Source organism: Dietzia sp. CQ4, assembly GCF_014145125.1.
Lineage (GTDB): Bacteria > Actinomycetota > Actinomycetes > Mycobacteriales > Mycobacteriaceae > Dietzia > Dietzia natronolimnaea.
Map to the genome: position 1 here is coordinate 1 of NZ_JAALDZ010000014.1, position 16,768 is coordinate 16,768.

Consider the following 16,768-nt stretch of genomic DNA (forward strand, 5'->3'; position numbering starts at 1 on the left):
GGAGGCGGGGGCCGCCCTCGAAATCCACCTCGCGGGCGTGGAGGCGGGACGCCAGCGCGCGCACCGCGGCGCCGGTCGGCCCCGGGTCGAGTACGTGCACTCTCACGCCCCGCGCCCGCGCGGCCTCGATGCGCTGACGACCCACCTCGTGTGCCGCGGCGATCCGGACCCGGTCGTCGGTGCCGGCGCAGAGGTCGATCAGCCGATCGGGTAGCGACCTGGTGAGGACGAGGACGGTGGGCGCGGGTCCGGTGCGCCGGTCCGTCCAGACCGGGCTCACCACGGCGGGACCGTAGCGTTCGGCCAACGCCGTCCCGGACCCCACCAGGACGAGGTCGGCGCGGGCCCGCATGGCGTCGTAGACCAGTCGGTCGGTGGGCGTTCCCAGGCCCCCGCTCCGGCCGTCGACGGTGGTGGTCCCGTCGATGGAGGAGATCATGACGGCACGGATCATCGGGGCGCTCGTGGGCTGGTCCGGCTGGAGGGCGGTCCAGATCGCGTCGAGCGAAGCCGGGTCGTCGTCGAGCGCGGGGGGTCGGGTCGACAGCACCTGGGGCTCCTTCCGTTCTGACGCCTGTCGCCCCACGATAGGCTCTGGGCATGGTCTCTCGCCTCGTTGACGTCACCCCGGTGGTCCCCGCCGACCAACTCGTGGCACAGATGGTCCCGCCGTCGATGTTCGATGACGTGAGTTTCGAGTCCTACATCCCGGACCCCGCCGAGCCCTCCCAGGCCGCCGCGGTCAAGGCGTGTCGGGAGTTCGCCGAGGGCGTCGTGACCCGTCGTTCCCCCAAGAAGGGACTGTTCGGGCGTCGACCCAAGTCGGTGGAGGGGGCGGGGATCTATCTCGACGGCGGGTTCGGTGTGGGCAAGACCCACCTGTTGACCTCGATCTACCACACCTGTCCCGAGCCCAAGGCGTTCGGCACGTTCGTCGAACTGACCCACGTGGTGGGTGCCCTCGGGTTCAACCGTGCGGTCGAGGAGCTGTCCGGTCACTCGGTGCTGTGCATCGACGAGTTCGAGCTGGACGACCCGGGTGACACCATGCTGGTGTCCCGGCTGCTCGCGGAGCTCACCACGGCGGGCGTCAGCGTGGCCGCCACCTCCAACACCCTTCCCGAGCAGCTCGGCGAGGGGCGGTTCGCGGCCAAGGACTTCATGCGCGAGATCCGCAAGATGTCGGGGATCTTCGAGTCGATCCGAGTCGACGGCCCCGACTACCGTCACCGCAATCTTCCTCCGGCGCCGGACCCCATGTCCGAGGCGGAGCTCGAGGCGGACGCCGGCGCGGACCCCGGGGCGACGCTGGACGACTTCGACGCGCTGTGCGGGCACCTGGCCACCCTCCACCCGTCCAAGTACAACCGCCTCGTCGACGGGGTGACCAGGGTGTGCCTGCGCGACGTCGCTCCGTTGCCGGACCAGGCCATCGCACTGCGGCTGGTCGTCCTGGCGGACCGCCTGTACGACGCCGGGATCCCCGTCCGTAACTCGGGGGAGAAGCTCGACGCGATCTTCACGGAGGAGATGATCGCGGGCGGCTACCGGAAGAAGTACCTGCGGGCCACGTCCCGGCTCCTCGCGCTGTCGCGTTTCGAGACGGTCGGCGGCTGAACGCTCAGTCCTGAACCGGGGCCGTCCCACCGAGCTCCCTCTCGTAGACGACGTCGGTGTTGGACACGCCGCCCACGTCGAACGTGCGCGTTCCCCGTTCGGCGAACCCCTGCCTGGCGTAGAACCGGCGTGCCCTGGTGTTGGCCACGTTGGTGGCGAGCCACAGACTTCGCGCGCCCCTCCCGGCACACCTCCGGACGACGTCGTCGAGGACCAGGGCCGCGATGCCCGAACCGTGGTGGCCGGGGTCGACGTACAGCTTGCTGATCCCGACGGTGGGTCGGTGGAGGATCTGATCGGCGCAGGCCGGGTCCATCTCGATCCCGTCCACGAGGAGGGCGTATGCGGCGAGTCGCCCACCCGGCGTCCTGGCCGCGAGGAGTTCGTGCCCGGGGGTGACCAGATGGACACTCAGCGCGCCGGTGGAGAGATGCCGGGCGATGAAGGCGTCGATCGAGTCCCGGGGGAGATCCGGGGGACACGCCAGCGGGAACGTCCGGGCTGCCAGCGCGGCAATCGGGCCGAGATCTGCCGCGACTGCGGGTCCGACGGTGGGTTCGACGCTGGCGATCACCCCGTGAGACTAGCGGGGCGCGGGGATCAGGAATGCAGGTGCAGGTTCTCGGTCCCACCCACCCCGGACATCACCAGCCGTTCCGAGTCGTCCCCGCCTCCGAGGACCATCGTGACCTCGTAGGTGTCCGTGGCCGTGCGGCGCAGATCGACCAGGATGCCCGTGGTGTGGCGGAGGTCGACGACCCGCCCCCGGACGTCCTCCAGAGCTATCGAGTCGACCGTCGTGGTGTGTGGAAGCCTGTGCGCGGTAGACATACCCCGATGATGAGTGATCCTCATCACATGGCGGGCACGAGGCGGTACCGAACCGGGAGCGATCCCGCCGAAATGCACGGCGCCCCGGCGGTGAGCCGGGGCGTGTGTCGTGGTGCGCGATACTGGGATTGAACCAGTGACCTCTTCCGTGTCAGGGAAGCGCTCTCCCGCTGAGCTAATCGCGCGGGATTCACCGACCGGATCTCTCCGGCTTGGAGGTGGAGACGGGAATCGAACCCGTGTTGACGGCTTTGCAGGCCGCTGCCTCACCACTCGGCCACTCCACCGAAAAGGTATCGAGCCCGGTGAGGACTCCTGGCTCCTCGATCCCTCCGAGCGGATGACGGGATTCGAACCCGCGACCCTCACCTTGGCAAGGTGATGCGCTACCAGCTGCGCCACATCCGCACTGCGCCCCGGCTCGCTGTTGCTCACCGCGTTGCGAGAATGAACATTAGCCGAACCCGATCTTGGAACACAAATCGGGGGTCGGAAATGCTCTCTACCTGCCCAGATGGTGCTGATCGGGGACTGCGGGAACCACCGTGGTGGACCGGAGCATCGGGCCGGGGGCGGCCGCCGACCCCGAATTGGGTCCCGCCGCCGGACTTGCTACAGTATTCCGGTGCCGACGCGAGTACGGCGGCGCATCAGGTCCTATAGCTCAGTGGAAGAGCGCTCCGTTCACACCGGAGAGGTCACTGGTTCGAACCCAGTTAGGACCACCGCCCGTTCAGCCCCTGTCTCCCCGTGAGGCAGGGGCTGACTGCGTTCAGGCCCCTCGCCGGCGCTCGGGCCCCGGCGGGCAGATGGGCCGGCTGCCTCCCCAGGGCTCTACAGATGGAATGCCCTTGCGCTGCGTGGTTCCGTCCGCCGCGTGTGATCTCGACAATTGTGAAGCATTAGAAACAACTGAGCACTCCCACCGAAACGACTGAGTAACACACCCGCCATAGCGTCCGTGACGTGCCACGACATCGGATCGTGGACGTCGCACACGCTGGGAGGAACAGACATGACGGGGATGCTCGCCACGTCCGTCATCGGGATCGCACTGCTCGTCGCCGGACTGAGCAAACTGCGCGATATCGGTGCCCACGCCCGAGTGGTAGTCGGGTACAAGATCCTTCCCGACCCCCTGGCGGTGAAGGTGGGGCGCGTCCTGCCGTTCCTCGAGATCCTGCTCGGGGCCGCGCTTCTCGGACGAGTGGGCCTCGACGCCGTGGCGTGGGGGGTGGCGGCCCTCTTCGGCGTCTACGCAGCCGGATTGGCGGTCAACCTGCTCCGAGGGCGCACGGAGTTGGACTGCGGATGCTTCGCCTTCGGCGGACACGACGCTCCCAGCATCGGGTGGTGGCACGTGACCCGGGCACTCGGGTTCGCCGCCGCCGCTGTGGCCTGCCTGTACCTGCCCGGGCCGCGATCTCTCCCCGAGGCCTCGACGGGCCTCGTCCTGGCCGGACTCACGGTCGCGCTCGCCTTCGGTGTCCGTGCGGTGGCCTCGACGCTGACGCTCGGTCGCATCAGGGTCGACGACTACCTGCGACCTGCCCGCGATGAGCTCAGGCGGCGCCATTCCGCCGCCGTCTAGACCGCGGTCACCCGCGCTGTGGTGACGGCACCCCTCTCCTCCACCTCCCGTACGCCCGCACGCCCCGGTCGGGCATCACCCGACCGCTCTTTCCCGAACAGGAGTACTCCCATGTCCGCTTTCGTCCTCACGCTGCTCGTCGTCCTCGTCCTGGTCGACATCATCCTGGTCCTGATGATCCTGGGGTTGGCCCGTGAACTGGGTCGGGTCCAGGTCCGACTCGGCCCGCTCGGGGCCCGTGTGCTCGAGTCGGGCCCTGCGGTCGGCGACACCGGCCCGTCTTTCGCGGGCCTGGTCGACCACATGGGTAGGACCACCGCTGTCGCCGGCGAGCGCCCGAGGCCCCAGCTGCTGATGTTCACGGGCCCGAAGTGCTCGACCTGCAAGGCGTTGCTCCCCGGAATCAAGGCCATGGCCAAGGCCGAGCGCGACCTCGACGTGGTGCTGATCTCCGACGGCACGGAAGAGGAGCACCGCGAGTTCCTGGCCGGTGCCGGGATCGGTGCCGAACTGTCCTACCTGGACGCCCGCGAGGTGGGAATCGCGTACCAGGTCGGGACCACTCCGTACGGGATCCTCCTGGACACCGACGGGTCGATCGCCGCCAAGGGTCTGTGCAACAACATGCAGCACGTCGAGAGTCTTCTCAACGCGCTGGAGTCGGGCACGCCGACGATCCAGCACCTCTACGCCGGTATCGGCGTCCCCACCGCCTCGTGAGCTCACCGCGGTGCTCCTCACCGCGGTCCGCGGACGATCCCTCCACCCCCTGCAAGGAAAGGAACACCTCGTGGCTCATATCGATGACTCCGACCAACGCCGCCTGACAGAGCACGCCGAATGGCTGTCCGGCGGGGGAGGGAGTTCGCTCAGCAAGGTCTCCCGGCACCTGTCGGAACGCACGTCCCGCCGCTCGGTCCTCTCGAAGATGGCCAAATGGACCATGGGCCTGTCGGGAGTGGCCGTGGTGGGCGCCCTGCCGGTCACCCGCGACCCCCAGGCCCTCGCCCAGCAACCCCCCGCGTCCGGGGCCACGACGCCGCCCGCCGCACAGAATGCGGTGACCCCGTTCGGGGCCGGTGACGACCTCCTGCCCACGTACGACGGCAAGGATCCCACCGAGTGCAACTACTGGCGCTGGTGCAACATGGACGGCCGGCCCTGCCCCTCCTGTGCGGGCGGCGGAGTCTCGACCTGCGCACCCGGATCCAAGCCGGGAGCGGAGTACTGGGTGGGGTGCTGCACCCACCCCGAGAACGGCAAGACCTACCTGATCGCCTACTACGACTGTTGTGGCGCCCCGCGGTGCTCCACCAAATACTGCGGCGAACCGGACGCCCAGGCCGTCATGTACAACCCGGTCTCCGGGAGTTTCGACCAGGAGATCATCTGGTGCGTCTCGGACGAGTCCCAGTCGTACACGTGCACGCTCGCCCCGATCATCGGCGAGGACTGCCAGACCAACCACGCCACCCGCCCGCGCGTCGGCGCGGGCTCCCGCTAGAAGGGCCGAGAGGACCACTCAGATGACCGTTTTCACCACCCCCCGCCTCGCGGGCCTCTCCGCGGCCACCGCGGCCGTGCTCCTGCTGGTCGGGTGCTCGCCCGGTCCCGACGGTGGGGACGACGGGGAGTTCGACGTGGCCAACGGGGTCGCGACCACCTACGAGTTCCCGAACGTCCCCGCGATCACGGCCCCTCCGGCGAACGCCACGCTCGGCGACGAGGACCAGGAACTGGGAGAGGTCGGGGCCGACCCGAACATCCCGTACACCTCCGAGGTGACACCGATCGGCGCCGACTGGATGATCGCCGCCGAGTGGCGCGACGACGAGACCGTCTGGGCCGCCTTCGATCCGGCTGACGGAGTCGTCAAGACCCGCATCACCACAGGTCACGGTATCTGGGACGACGTCGTCCACCTCTTCACGACCGACACCCCTGCCGACCCGCAGGCGGTGGCGTTCGAGGTGTGGACCCCGCGCGGTTCGCGCGGCCAGGCCGACTACACCGTCTCGACCTACTCCGGAAACCTGCTCGAACCGGACGAGGTGCTCCTGCCGCGCCACGTGCGGTTCCACTCCCGAGAGGGTTCGCACACGATCAGCGGCGGCGGCCGGTTCATGACCTCGTGGGACGACCAGCTCTTCGGGCCCCGCGTGGTGGATCTGGACCGCGGAGTGCTGTCCGGAGAGCAGCAGATCATCGGCTGCGGACCGTACACGTGGCCGGTCGGGGACAAGATCTACTCGGTCTGCGAACGATCCCGCGAGTTGCTCGAGCTCACGATCGACGACGAGGGGCGCATCAGCGAGAGCGGCCGCTCGAAGGTCCTGCCCGAGGGTTTCACGGCGTCTCGCGAGGCGCACTTCGCCGACGACGTGGAGTCCGGGTTCCTCATCAACGAGGCCGGCGAGGCCTACCTCTTCGACTTCTCCTCCGGCCTGCCCACCGACGAGGTGCGTCCGCTGGGCAACGTGGGTCGAGACGGAGGTCGCTTCTACACGAACGGCATCCGTCCCGACGGGGAGCAGTTCTTCGTGGAGTACACCGATTCCGACATCCATCCTCATTCCGCCAACGGGGGAGACGTGGTCCGGGTCCGGTTGTTCGACGTCGACGGCGCGCGTGAGACCCAGAACCTCGATCTGGAGAAGCTCGGGCTGGACTCGATCGACTCCGTCTCCTACAACCTCGACGGATCGGTCCTCTACGTTCTGGGCACCGCCCCCGGCACGGGTGACGACGAGGGGGAGGACCTGCCCACGATCGTCGGGGTCGACCCGGCGACGGGGGAGGTCGTCTCCACTGCGACGATCACCGGCCACGCCGGCGGTTCCGACGGTGTCAGCGGAGTGCGGGCCCCGGAGCGGAGGGTCGCCTGATGGGCCTCGCCCCGGGCACGCTGGACCCGGCCCGCTCCGGGGTGAGCCGGCGGGCCTTCCTGGCCGCGCTCGGACTCGGCGGGGTGGGGGTGGCGATGGCGGCCTGCGCGGCCGAGAACGCCATCACCACCGCCGTTCAGGCCGCGGACCGGATCGGGTACGCGGACCCTGAGGTCGCCGCGGCGGAGGCCGCCCGGTTCAGTTCCGGGCGCGCGGTGGACGTCACGGTGACAGCCGCGCTCGCCGCCTTCGGTCTCGCCGGTCGCCAGGTCTCGGCGAGGTCGTACGGCGACGGACCGGTGGGGCCGGAGATCCGGGCCTCCCTGGGGGACGAACTCCGGGTCCACCACGTCAACGCCCTGGACGAGGAGACCGTGATCCACTGGCACGGCATCCAGATCCGGAACGACATGGACGGTGCCCCTCCGTTGACGGGTGAGAACGTCGCCCCCGGTGGGTCGTACGACTACGCCTTCAGGCTGCCGCACGCCGGGACGTACTGGTATCACTCGCACTCCGGGCTCCAGGCGGATGAGGCGATGCTGGGTGCGCTGATCGTCGAGGATCCGAGGGATCCGTACGGCGCCGACGTCGACCTGGTGGTCGTGCTCGACGACTGGACCGTGGGGCACGGGCCGTCACCCGAGGACCTGCTCCGCGCCCTCAACCCGGCGCTGGGTGGGCACGCCGGCCACGGGGGGCACCAAGGTCACGGATCCGCCTCGACGTCGACCATCGCCCCGCCGGACCCGGAGGCCCGGGCCCGGACCGCCGGGCCGCACCCGGAGTCCGTGGAACTCGGCGGGATGACACAGCACATCTCCTACCCGGTGCACCTGATCAACGGCCGACCCACCGCCGACGCCGAGCCGCTGGTGGCACCTCCGGGCGCCACCGCGAGGCTCCGCATCATCAACGCCGCGGCGGAGACGCCGTACCGCGTGGCCGTGGGAGGCCGGCGGATGCGGGTCATCGAGACCGACGGGTTCCCCTGCGAACCGGTGGATGCCGCGTCCGTGCTCGTGGGGATGGCCCAGCGGGTCGACGTCCTGGTCGAGGTCGGCTCCGGCACGTGGCCCGTGGTCGCCAGGGTGGAGGGTACCGACGACTTCGTCGCCACGACCCTGCGCAGCCGGGACTCGGTCACGAGCGTCGACCTCGCCCGGTCCGGCCGGATACCCGAACTGGACCGCACGCCGGTCCAGGACTCGGGCCTCCGGGCCACCGAGGCCTCCGCACTACCGGCGCGCTCCCCGGATCGGACCTTCCGACTGGAGCTCATCGAGTCGCCCTCGGACTACGTGTGGGGGATCGCCGGGCCGGACGTCGGGAAGGTGACCATGCGGACGGGGGAGCGCATCCGCGTCGAGATGACCAACAACACGACGATGTGGCACCCGATGCACCTGCACGGACACACGTTCGGGGTCCCGGAGTACGGCGGGTTGCGGCGAGACACCGTGATCATCCACCCGGGCCAGGATCTGGCGTTCGAGTTCGACGCCGACAACCCGGGGGCGTGGATGTTCCACTGCCACAACGCCTACCACCTGGACGCCGGAATGACGACCAACTTCTACTACGAGAGGTAACTGACGATGTTGCGACACACCGCCAAGATCGCCGCGATCGCCGTCTCGGCGGTCCTGCTGACGACCGGGTGCTCTTCTGACGGCGGGACCGGGGACGCCTCCTCGGGCACCACCGTGCAGGTCCGGGTCCTCGACATGAGCTACGACCCCGCCGTCGTGACGATCAAGCCGGGGGACACCGTCGAGTGGGTGTGGGAGGCCTCCCTCCCCCACGACGTCGTCTCCGACGACGACGCGCCGATGAGTTTCGCCTCCGAACTCCAGACGGAGGGGAGCTATTCGCAGACGTTCGACACCGCCGGCGTCTACCCGTACCACTGCACCCCGCACGCCCAGATGACCGGGGAGGTGATCGTCGAAGAATGACCCGCACCCGGACGGGTCTCCCACGTCGACACCCGGGCCTGGCCGTCGCGGCCACCGCGGTCCTCGCGGTCGCCGGGTGCGGGACCTCCCCGGAGCCGACCAGGGTCACGGTGCGCAACGTCGCCTTCGACCCCCGGGAGGTGCACCTGACGGCCGGGGAGGAGGTCGCCTGGTTCTACGACGACGGAGGGACGTTCCACGAGATCGTCGTGGACGGCCTCACGTCGACAGCCGGCTTCCGCGCCGAGGGCGAGCACAGGATGACGTTCGACCAGCCCGGTGTCTACCGGGTCACCTGCTCCATCCATCCCCAGATGGTGGGCACCGTCATCGTCAGCCCCCGCCCCTGATCACGCGTTGACCGGACACAGATCTCTCGCTTATTCCACTATCGAGGAGGAACATCATGACCACTACCCAGACCACAGCCCCACACCTCGCAGAGGTCCCTCCGCCCGACGTGGCGGAAGGCAGGACGGTGGCCGACATCTCCGATCTCGACCTGGGTGACCGGCCGGGAATACGTCCCCGGATGGGTGTCGCCTTCGGCCTGGCCACGAGGGTCGGCGTGGCCGCCGCCTCCGTGGCGGTGGGCGTCGGTGCGGCCGTCGCCGTCGGCGCGGTCGGTGGGATCACCGCATCCGTCGCACTGACGGTCGGAGTGGTGGGCGCCGCCGCGCTGACCGCCGTCGCCGCCAACTGGTCGACCTGCGGCATGTCCGTTGCGGGGGTCGTCGCGGCGCCGAAGCAATCGGACCGTCCCGGCGACGGTTCCGCGGTCGTCCGGCTCGGGGCTCACCTGGCGGGTTCGCTCCTCACCGCTCTTCCGGTGGGCGCGGGCCTGGGGCTCGTGGGCGTGGCCGTCAACCATGTCGTGGGGCCGGTCCCCGTCGCCCCCCTGTTGGCGGGGTGGTCCTCGCTCGCCCTGCTGTACGGGCTCCATGAGACCGGGCTCCTCCGCATGCCCACCCCGATGCGGCGCCAGCAGCTACCCCGTCACCTGCGCCGGGTCGGTCGGCCCATGCGGGTCTCGTTCTACTTCGGGACGCTGATCGGGCCGGGGTTCATGATCTTCATCCGTTCGAGCGCGTACTACCTGCTCTTCCTGGGTGCGGTCGCGCTCGCGAACCCGGCCCTGGGTGCGGCGTTGTTCGCCGCCGTGTCGATCGGACGATGCGGGCCGTCCGCCATGGCGATCCTGCATCAGCGCCGCGGCGGGACGATGGGCGACTTCCTGCTCACGTGCATGGCTGCGGACCGGCTCGTGCAGCTCGCCGCGGGCTCGGGGCTGCTCGCCCTCGCAGGGTTCGGGGCCGCGGCGCTGGCCATGTGACACCGGTGCCCGTCCGGGACACCTCCGGGGCGCCCGTGCCGCATGGCGGACCGGGCGCCCCGGGGTCGCGGGTGGCGTGGTGGCTCAACCCGGGTCGGCCTCGAGAGCCTGCTCCAGGGCCTGACCGAACACCTCGACGGGCTGTGCACCGCTGACGGCGAGCCTGCCGTCGAAGACGAAGAACGGCACCCCGTTCACGCCGATCCCACGGGCCGCGTCGACGTCCTCACGGACCCGGTCGCCGTATCCGTCCCCGGACAGCAACCGGTCGACGGCGTCGGCGGGCAGGCCGGCCCCGACGCCGATGCGCCCGAGGACCTCCGGGTCGGAGAGTCGCTCGCCGTCGGTGAAGTAGGCGCGGCGCAACGCCTCGTCGACCTCGTCCGCCTTCCCGTGATCCGCGGCCAGCGCCGCCAGCCGGTGGGCGTCGAAGGTCGAGGAGATCCTGGCGGACCGCCAGTCGAACTCCAACCCGAGTTCCCGGAACCGTTCCGCCATCCGTTCCTGCGTGGCCTCCGCCTCCGCCAGCGTCATGCCGTACTTGCGCGAGAGCATCTGCGCGCCGGACTCGTCGTCGCCGCTCCCGCCGTGCCGCGGCGCCGCCGGGTCGAGTTCGAAGGCCCGCCAGGCCACGTCGACGGCAGTGTCGGGGTGCTCCGCCCGGAACGCCTCCAGCGCGGCCTCCAGGTGGCGTTTGCCGATCCAGCAGAACGGGCAGACGACGTCTGACCAGATGTCTATGCGCATGGCGGGTACAACCGCTCGAGGCGGTCCGGGATTCCGCGAGCCGCCGGGTAGCATGGACCGGCCCAGGTCCGTCACCGGAGCTGGTGCGCCCGTCACGGGTGACCCTGGGTCACCCGTCGTCCACTGCCGAGGAGATCGCCCCCCGTGTCCGAGAACCGCATGCCGGAAGCCGACGTCGACGCAACGGATGCGGGCACCGTGACCACCACCGTCATCCCGGCGGGAGAACCGGCGGGCAAGATCCTCTCCGAGCGGGAGCTGCAGTCGAGGAGCGGCCCGGAGACCGTCGTGGTGGTGCGCGACCCCGATGGCGCGTTGCGCGACCTGTCGTGGGCGCCCGAGACGGACACCGAGGTCGAACTCGTCCGCGCGGACACCGAGGACGGCAGGTCCGTGATCAGACACTCCTGCGCCCACGTGTTGGCGCAGGCCGTCCAGGACAAGTTCCCCGAGGCGAAGCTCGGGATCGGCCCGCCGATCGAGAACGGCTTCTACTACGACTTCGACGTGGCCGAGCCGTTCACTCCCGAGGACCTCAAGGACCTCGAGAAGCGGATGAAGAAGATCATCAAATCGGGCCAGCGTTTCGCCCGGCGCGAGTACGCCTCTCTGGACGAGGCCCGCGCCGAGCTCGCCGGTGAGCCGTACAAGCTCGAGTTGGTGGAGGACAAGGGACGGGCGGACTCCGGCGACGCCGGGGGCGCCGAGGCCCTCGAGGACGCGGAGATCATGGAGGTCGGGGCCGGCGCACTGACCGCGTACGACAACCTCAACCCGCGCACGGGCGAGGTGGTCTGGTCGGATCTGTGCCGCGGGCCCCACACCCCCACCACCAAGTTCATCCCCGCGTTCACCCTCACCCGTTCCTCCGCGGCGTACTGGCGCGGCGACCAGAAGAACGCCGGCCTCCAGCGCGTCTACGGCACGGCGTGGGAGAGCACTGAGGCGATGGACGCCTACCTCGATCGCCTCGCCGAGGCGGAGAAGCGGGACCACCGGCGGCTGGGTACGGAACTCGACCTGTTCAGCTTCCCGGACGAGATCGGCTCCGGCTTCCCGGTGTTCCACCCCCGTGGCGGGATCATCCGCAACGAGATGGAGCAGCACTCCCTCAAGCGCCACCTGTCCGCCGGGTACTCGCTGGTCAACACCCCGCACGTGACCAAGGGCGACCTCTTCCGGAAGTCGCAGCACCTGAGCTGGTACTCGGAGGGCATGTTCCCTCCCATGGTCCTGGACGCGGAGTACGACGCCGACGGCAGGGAGACCAAGCCGGGGCAGGACTACTACGTCAAGCCCATGAACTGCCCCATGCACAACCTGGTCTTCGACTCCCGCGGTCGCTCGTACCGCGAACTGCCGCTGCGGATGTTCGAGTTCGGCACGGTGTACCGGTACGAGAAGTCGGGCGTGATCCACGGGCTCACCCGCGCGCGCGGTTTCACCCAGGACGACGCCCACATCTACTGCACCGAGGACCAGATGGAGGGCGAGATCGCCTCCGTGCTGTCCTTCATCATCTCGCTGCTGCGCGACTACGGCCTCGAGGACTTCTACCTCGAGCTGTCGACCAAGGACCCCGAGAAGTACGTCGGCGGTGACGAGATCTGGGAGCGGGCCACCGAGACGCTCGAGCGGGTCGCCACCAACTCGGGCCTCGAGCTGGTCCCGGACCCGGGCGGGGCGGCCTTCTACGGACCCAAGATCTCGGTCCAGGCGCGCGATGCGATCGGCCGCACCTGGCAGATGTCCACGGTGCAGCTCGACTTCAACCTCCCCGAGCTGTTCGACCTCACCTACAACGCCGCGGACGGCACCAAGAAGCGCCCGGTGATGATCCACCGCGCGCTCTTCGGGTCCATCGAACGGTTCTTCGCCGTCCTGCTCGAGCACTACGCGGGGCTGTTCCCGGCGTGGCTCGCGCCCGTGCAGGTGGTGGGCATCCCGGTGGCCGAGGCGCACGAGAAGCACCTCGAGGACGTGATCGACGAGCTCCGCGGCCGGGGTATCCGCGCCGAACTCGATCTGGCGGACGAGCGGATGCAGAAGAAGATCCGCAACCACACGACCGGCAAGGTGCCGTTCATGCTGCTCGCCGGCGACAGGGACGTCGAGGCGGGCGCGGTGAGCTTCCGGTTCCCCGACGGCACCCAGCTCAACGGGGTCTCCCGGAACGCCGCGATGGACAAGATCGTCTACTGGGTCAACTCGCGGCGCAACGACGTGCCCACGGCGGAGCGGGTGTGACGTCCCGGGAGCCCACCCCGACGGACGGGTACCGCCAGTACGGGGTGGGGGAGGATCGCCTGCAGCTGCTGTGGACCCCGTACCGGATGTCGTACATCGCCCAGTCGTCGCCCGAGCCCGCCGAGGGTATGACCGGGGAGCCCTTCCTCGACATCCCCCGGATGAGCGACGAGGACGGCCTGATGGTCGCCCGTGGCGCCCATGTCTACGTGGTACTCAACCTGTACCCGTACAACCCCGGGCACGCCATGGTGGTGCCGTACCGCAAGGTGGCCGACCTGGAGGATCTCGACGACGACGAGGCGCGTGAGCTGATGTCGTACACCCAGCAGTTGATCCGGGTCGTCAAGGCCGTGTCCCGACCGGATTCGTTCAACGTGGGGCTCAACCTGGGCAGCGCCGCGGGGGGTTCGCTGTCGGATCATCTGCACCAACACGTCGTGCCGCGCTGGATCGGCGACGCCAACTTCATTACGGTGACCGGCGGAACCAAGGTGCTGCCCCAGTTGCTCCGTCAGACCCGACAACTGCTGGCCGAGGCGTGGTCGACGGTGCCCGGGCCCGACCACACCTGATTGCGGGGGAACAGATGCTGAGCGAGTTCGGAAGGTCGGGTGTCACCAAGGTGGCACACCCCTTCGCGACGTTCCTGGTCCGGATCGGGGTCACCGCGAACGGCATCACCCTGGCCGGGCTGGTGCTGACCTGTGCGGCGGCGGTCGCGCTCTTCGGCAACGGCCACCTGGTGGCAGGGGCGATCGTGATCGCCCTGTGCACCCTGCTCGACCTGGTCGACGGGGCGGTCGCCCGGGCGGGTGACGGCGGGTCCCCCTACGGCGCGCTGGTCGACGCGGTGTCGGACCGGGTGGCCGACGGTGTGATCCTCGCGTCCCTGCTGTGGTGGCTGGTGGACGCCGAACCGGACAACAAGTACGCGCTCGGCATGCTGCTGGCGTGCCTCGTGCTCTCCCAGGTCGTGTCCTACTCCAAGGCCCGCGCGGACGCCGGGGGTCTGCGCACGCCCGGCGGTCTGATGGAACGCGCCGACCGCCTCGTCCTGATCCTGCTCGGTGCCGGCCTGGAGGGTCTCGGCGTCCCCTGGGCCCTCGAGATCGCGATCACGGTGGTCGCGGTGGGCAGTCTCATCACGGTCCTCCAGAGGGTGTGGGGCGGACGGGCCGACCACCTCGGGCGGCTCGACCGGCTCGGGTCACCGACGGCGGGCGACCGATGACCCGGCTGGGCCAGCGGGCCTCGGACCTCGGGTACGCCGCGGGGTGGGCTCTGGTGCGCGCGCTCCCCGAACCGGTGGCACGGGCCCTGTTCCGGACCGGAGCCGACGTCGCCGCCCGACGTCAAGGGGAGGACTCCCAGCTCCGCAAGAACCTGTCCCGGGTCCTCGGGGTCGCCCCCGCGGAGGTCCCCGACGACCTCGTCCGAGACTCCTTCCGTTCCTACGCGCGCTATTGGCGGGAGGCGTTCCGTCTGCCCTCGATGGACCGCGAGGCCGTGGCCAGGGAGATGGACCGGACCATCGAGGGCGTCGACCACCTCGACGCGGCCCTGGCCCGGGGACGCGGGGTGATCGTGGCCCTCCCGCACTCGGCCAACTGGGATCTCGGCGGGACATGGCTGGCGCGGCGGTACGGCACCTTCGCCACGGTCGCCGAGAGGTTGCAGCCGGAATCCCTCTATCAGCGCTTCCTCGAGTACCGGGAGAGCCTGGGATTCACCATCTATCCGCACACCGGTGGCGCCACGCCGCCGCTCGAGGCACTCCGCGAGTTCCTCCGCGGGGGCGGCATCGTGTGCCTGCCCGGCGAACGGGACCTGCGTCGGACCGGCGTCCCGGTGACCTTCTTCGGTGAGACCACCCGGATGCCCGCAGGGGCTGCCAGGCTCGCCGTGGAGACCGGCGCGCCGTTCCTCGTGGCGCAGTTCTGGTATTCCGACGAGGAGACGATGCGGGTGCGGATCACCCCGCCCATCGACGTCTCCGGCGGAGTGGAGGCGGCCGTGCAGGCGATGGCCGACCTCTTCGCCGAGGGGATCGCCCGTCACCCGGCGGACTGGCACATGCTCCAACCCCTGTGGCTGGCCGACCTGTCCGCCGACCGTCGCGCGCGGATCGAGGGCTGATCGACTCGTGCGCATCGGCATGATCTGCCCCTACTCCTTCGATGCGCCGGGCGGCGTCCAGGCCCATGTGGTGGATCTGACCGAGGAGTTGCGTCGGCGCGGCCACTCGGTCCGGGTGCTCGCCCCCGGCCGCCCCGAGAACGCACCGGTCTCCGGGATGACGCTGACCGGCCCGGGGGTCCCGATCCCGTACAACGGGTCCGTGGCCCGGTTGAGCTTCGGACCCGCGGCCTGGCGGACCACCCGTCACTGGTTGCGCAGCGATCCGCTGGACGTGTTGCACATCCACGAACCCAACGCGCCGGGAGTCGGGATGTTCGCCCTGGCCATGTCCTCGGGACCCATCACGGCCACCTTCCACACATCCACGTCCGGCTCGATGATCCTCGGTGCCGCGGACGGCGCCCTCGCACCGCTCCTGGAGAAGATCCGCGGTCGGATCGCGGTGTCGACCCTCGCCCGGCGATGGCAGATGGAGGCCCTCGGGTCCGGCGCGGTGGAGATCCCCAACGGCGTGGACGTCGGCGCGTTCCGCGGGGTCGACGCGACGGCCGAGCGATCCGGTTCACCCACCGTGGCCTTCCTCGGGCGTTACGACGAACCGCGCAAGGGTATGGACGTTCTGGTCTCCGCACTCCCGGCCGTGCTGGAGGCCGTGCCCGACCTCCGGTTACGGATCATGGGGGACGGCGACGAGCGGGCACTGCGGGACCGGTTGCCGTCGGGCCTCGACGTGGACTTCCTCGGTCGGGTCGACGACACCCGCAAGGCCGCGGTGCTCGCGGCCGCGGACGTCTACTGCGCACCCAACACGGGTGGGGAGAGTTTCGGCATCGTCCTGGTGGAGGCGATGGCGGCCGGGACGGCCGTGGTGGCCTCCGATCTCGACGCGTTCCGCCGGGTCCTGGGAGACGGGGACTGTGGTGAACTCGCACCGGTGGGGGACCCCGGTGGCCTGGCCGCCGCCCTCGTCCGCGTGCTCGGCGACGACGGACACAGAGCCGATCTCTGCGCGCGCGCCTCCGAGGCGGTCCGGGAGTTCGACTGGCCGGTCGTGGCGGAGCGGGTGATCCGCGTATACGAGACCGTCCGTGGACCGGGGGAGACCATTCGTGTCCGCTGAAGTGATCCTCGTCGTCGTCGCACTGGTCATCCTGGCGGTGACCGCCCTGCTCGCCGCCTACCTCACCGCACATCGTCTCGACAGGCTCCACATCCGGACGGATCTCGCCCGAGCCGCACTGATCGGCGCCCTGGAACGCCGCCACACGGTGACAGCCGCGATCGTCGCGGAGCTGGGCGTCCGGGACCCTGCATCGGCGCAGCGGTTGTCGCACGCCCTGGCGCTGGCCCGCGCCCATCCGACCGACTCGGTCACCGGGACCGACCCCCGGCCCGACCCGGACCCGGCCCGGCCCGG

The 16,768-nt window shown here is 70.0% G+C and carries 18 protein-coding genes, 4 tRNA genes and 1 pseudogene; 16 read left to right on the forward strand and 7 right to left on the reverse strand.

The annotated features are described in order from the left end of the window. Positions 1–496 (reverse strand): dihydrofolate reductase family protein (locus tag G6031_RS00765; RefSeq protein ID WP_347238412.1); only part of this gene is annotated, 496 nt, incomplete at its 3' end. A 104-nt stretch (positions 497–600) separates the two neighbouring features. On the opposite strand from G6031_RS00765, the gene zapE reads away from it, so the two are divergent. Beyond that, on the forward strand, positions 601–1,617 hold the full coding sequence (gene zapE / locus G6031_RS00770; RefSeq protein ID WP_179525390.1) for a cell division protein ZapE: 1,017 nt from the start codon (positions 601–603) through the stop codon (positions 1,615–1,617). Positions 1,618–1,621: 4 nt separating this feature from the next. Here zapE and G6031_RS00775 read toward each other — a convergent pair whose 3' ends face one another. From G6031_RS00775 to G6031_RS00795, 5 genes are all read right to left on the reverse strand, one after another. Further along, positions 1,622–2,191, reverse strand: a complete 570-nt coding sequence (locus tag G6031_RS00775) for a GNAT family N-acetyltransferase (RefSeq protein ID WP_347238411.1) — start codon at positions 2,189–2,191, stop codon at positions 1,622–1,624. Positions 2,192–2,217: 26 nt separating this feature from the next. Beyond that, complete coding sequence (locus G6031_RS00780) at positions 2,218–2,448, reverse strand: hypothetical protein (RefSeq protein ID WP_182644388.1); 231 nt, start codon at positions 2,446–2,448, stop codon at positions 2,218–2,220. Positions 2,449–2,558: 110 nt separating this feature from the next. Next, a tRNA-Val gene (locus tag G6031_RS00785) sits at positions 2,559–2,633 on the reverse strand. 28 nt (positions 2,634–2,661) lie between these two features. Then, a tRNA-Cys gene (locus G6031_RS00790) sits at positions 2,662–2,735 on the reverse strand. 48 nt (positions 2,736–2,783) lie between these two features. Next, positions 2,784–2,856: transfer RNA gene (locus G6031_RS00795), tRNA-Gly, on the reverse strand. Positions 2,857–3,101: 245 nt separating this feature from the next. Between G6031_RS00795 and G6031_RS00800 the strand changes: the two genes are divergently transcribed. From G6031_RS00800 to G6031_RS00840, 9 genes are all read left to right on the forward strand, one after another. Further along, positions 3,102–3,173, forward strand: a tRNA-Val gene (locus G6031_RS00800). A gap of 290 nt (positions 3,174–3,463) precedes the next feature. Then, on the forward strand, positions 3,464–4,039 hold the full coding sequence (locus G6031_RS00805; RefSeq protein ID WP_182644389.1) for a MauE/DoxX family redox-associated membrane protein: 576 nt from the start codon (positions 3,464–3,466) through the stop codon (positions 4,037–4,039). A 111-nt stretch (positions 4,040–4,150) separates the two neighbouring features. Beyond that, positions 4,151–4,759, forward strand: a complete 609-nt coding sequence (locus G6031_RS00810; RefSeq protein ID WP_182644390.1) for a redoxin domain-containing protein — start codon at positions 4,151–4,153, stop codon at positions 4,757–4,759. Positions 4,760–4,838: 79 nt separating this feature from the next. Beyond that, positions 4,839–5,543 carry a methylamine dehydrogenase light chain gene (locus tag G6031_RS00815; protein WP_182644396.1) on the forward strand — a complete coding sequence of 235 codons (705 nt, stop codon included), beginning with the start codon at positions 4,839–4,841 and terminating at the stop codon, positions 5,541–5,543. Between the two features lie 22 nt (positions 5,544–5,565). Further along, positions 5,566–6,924 (forward strand): hypothetical protein, encoded by a 1,359-nt coding sequence (locus tag G6031_RS00820; protein WP_182644391.1) that lies wholly within the window; start codon positions 5,566–5,568, stop codon positions 6,922–6,924. Continuing rightward, positions 6,924–8,516, forward strand: a complete 1,593-nt coding sequence (locus tag G6031_RS00825) for a multicopper oxidase family protein (RefSeq protein ID WP_182652127.1) — start codon at positions 6,924–6,926, stop codon at positions 8,514–8,516. Before G6031_RS00820 ends, G6031_RS00825 begins: the two co-directional genes overlap by 1 nt. Before the next feature lie 6 nt (positions 8,517–8,522). Beyond that, positions 8,523–8,882, forward strand: coding sequence for a plastocyanin/azurin family copper-binding protein (locus G6031_RS00830; RefSeq protein ID WP_182644393.1), 360 nt, complete (start codon positions 8,523–8,525; stop codon positions 8,880–8,882). Beyond that, positions 8,879–9,232 carry a cupredoxin domain-containing protein gene (locus G6031_RS00835; protein WP_182644394.1) on the forward strand — a complete coding sequence of 118 codons (354 nt, stop codon included), beginning with the start codon at positions 8,879–8,881 and terminating at the stop codon, positions 9,230–9,232. The genes G6031_RS00830 and G6031_RS00835 overlap by 4 nt, the downstream gene beginning before the upstream one ends. Positions 9,233–9,288: 56 nt before the next feature. Continuing rightward, positions 9,289–10,215, forward strand: a complete 927-nt coding sequence (locus G6031_RS00840; protein WP_241737113.1) for a methylamine utilization protein — start codon at positions 9,289–9,291, stop codon at positions 10,213–10,215. Between the two features lie 84 nt (positions 10,216–10,299). Here G6031_RS00840 and G6031_RS00845 read toward each other — a convergent pair whose 3' ends face one another. Beyond that, positions 10,300–10,962 (reverse strand): DsbA family oxidoreductase, encoded by a 663-nt coding sequence (locus tag G6031_RS00845; RefSeq protein WP_182652128.1) that lies wholly within the window; start codon positions 10,960–10,962, stop codon positions 10,300–10,302. A 159-nt stretch (positions 10,963–11,121) separates the two neighbouring features. On the opposite strand from G6031_RS00845, the gene thrS reads away from it, so the two are divergent. From thrS to G6031_RS00875, 6 genes and pseudogenes are all read left to right on the forward strand, one after another. Beyond that, a complete protein-coding gene (gene thrS / locus G6031_RS00850) occupies positions 11,122–13,209 on the forward strand; it encodes a threonine--tRNA ligase (protein ID WP_182652131.1) in 2,088 nt (695 codons plus the stop codon). Further along, a complete protein-coding gene (locus G6031_RS00855; RefSeq protein WP_182645263.1) occupies positions 13,206–13,784 on the forward strand; it encodes an HIT domain-containing protein in 579 nt (192 codons plus the stop codon). Before thrS ends, G6031_RS00855 begins: the two co-directional genes overlap by 4 nt. Positions 13,785–13,798: 14 nt before the next feature. After that, entirely contained in the window at positions 13,799–14,443 is a 645-nt protein-coding gene (pgsA, locus tag G6031_RS00860) for a phosphatidylinositol phosphate synthase (protein WP_182610601.1), read from the forward strand. After that, entirely contained in the window at positions 14,440–15,348 is a 909-nt protein-coding gene (locus G6031_RS00865; RefSeq protein ID WP_179525385.1) for a phosphatidylinositol mannoside acyltransferase, read from the forward strand. Before pgsA ends, G6031_RS00865 begins: the two co-directional genes overlap by 4 nt. Before the next feature lie 7 nt (positions 15,349–15,355). Next, positions 15,356–16,471: a glycosyltransferase family 4 protein gene (locus G6031_RS00870; RefSeq protein ID WP_182610600.1), complete on the forward strand. Its 1,116-nt coding sequence runs from the start codon at positions 15,356–15,358 to the stop codon at positions 16,469–16,471. Then, positions 16,461–16,768, forward strand: a pseudogene (locus G6031_RS00875) (NUDIX hydrolase); the annotation flags it as partial. The gene G6031_RS00870 and the pseudogene G6031_RS00875, both read left to right, overlap by 11 nt.